The organism is Streptomyces sp. C (genome assembly GCF_000158895.1).
GTDB lineage: Bacteria > Actinomycetota > Actinomycetes > Streptomycetales > Streptomycetaceae > Streptomyces > Streptomyces racemochromogenes.
In genome coordinates, this window is sequence record NZ_GG657750.1 from 1,379,193 (window position 1) to 1,380,623 (window position 1,431).

Sequence of the window (1,431 nt, forward strand, 5' to 3'; positions counted from 1 at the left end):
CCCGGTGACCCGCTGGGCGAGGTCGACGGCGCGGCCGCGTTCCTCGAGTGGCGCGGGCGGACAGCCGCCAGGGCGAGGGTGCGGGTGCGGCGCTCGGCACCGGCGTGGACGTCGCGGAGCCGGGAGCGGGTCTCGGCGGCCTCCACGATGCGGTTCAGGAGTTCCACCGAGCCGGCGGTGAAGTCGCGTTCGGCCATCAGCTCGGCGCGGCGGCCGAGCTTGTTGCCGAAGCCGTGGACCAGGTCGGCGAGGCCGTCGGTGTCGCGGGTGTCGGTGACGGCGCGCAGCAGGAGGTCGGTGAAGTCGGAGTCCTTCTTGACGGCGAAGAGGCCGGCGGCCTCGCCCTCGTCGGCGTTCATCTCGCGCTGGTAGCGGAAGAGTTCGGGGTCGAGTCCGAGTTCGGTGAGGTGCTCGTTCCAGCGGTCGTGGATCTCCTCCCAGTACACCTCCAGGTGCGGGTACGCCTTGCCGGCCTCGGTGATCGCGTCGCGGAAGCCCTTCATGGTGCGGCGGCGGCCCTGGGCGCCGGAGGCGCCCTCGACGGGCGGGCGTACGGAGGTGGCCTCGGCGACGGGGAGGTTGTCCAGGCTCAGGCCCGGGCCGGGGCGGAAGGAGTACCAGGCCTCGGCGAACTTGCGGGGGTCGTTGGAGACCTGGCGGCCGCGCCACTCGCTGACCTTGCCGACGACGACGCACTCGCCGGTCTGGGTGTGCTGCCATTCCAGGGCGACGTGGCCGCAGTCGTCGGCGAGGAGGAACTTGCGCAGTACGCCGGAGCTGGCGCCGCCCAGGGTGTTGCGGTGGCCGGGGAGCATCACCGAGAAGATCAGCTTGAGCAGGACGGACTTGCCGCCGCCGTTCTCCAGGAAGAGCACGCCGGCGGGCGCGGGGCGGCGCGGCGGGCCGGTGGGCTCGTCCTCGAAGAACTCCGCCTGGGCGGGCGCCGGGTGGGGCACCGGCTCGCCGACTCCGCGCAGGTCGAGCACGGTGTCGGCGTAGCGTGCGCCGGCGGGCCCGATGGAGTAGAGGCGGATCCGGGACAGCTCGTACATGGCGGCGGACTCTCGTTGCTTCTCGGTGTGTCTCGTACGGGGGCGCGGGTGGGTCAGGCGTGGAACGGCAGGCCGGCGTCGGCGGCGAGTTCCAGGTCGTCGCCCTCGGGCGGCGGCAGGAGGGTGGCGGAGCCGTCGCTGACGGGGACCACGCCGAGTTCCAGGAGTTCGGCCATGGCCGCCGTGCCCGCCATGTCGCGGACCTGGAGCTGGTAGCGGGGGGTGGTCCGGTAGGTGCCGCCGGAGTCGTCGCCGGTGCGCTGGAGGAACCCGGACTCGGTGAGGAAGGCGGCGGCCTTGCCGACGATGCCGGTGGTGGATCCGGCCAGGCGGCGGGCGTCCTTGGTGGCGCCGGTCGCGCTGCGGCGGGCGTAGACCC

The 1,431-nt window shown here is 73.6% G+C and carries 2 pseudogenes; both read right to left on the bottom strand.

Features of this window, described 5'->3' with window-relative positions:
- Positions 1-1,052: pseudogene (locus SSNG_RS06015) on the bottom strand (hypothetical protein); the annotation flags it as partial.
- A 53-nt stretch (positions 1,053-1,105) separates the two neighbouring features.
- A pseudogene (locus tag SSNG_RS06020) lies at positions 1,106-1,431 on the bottom strand (hypothetical protein); the annotation flags it as partial.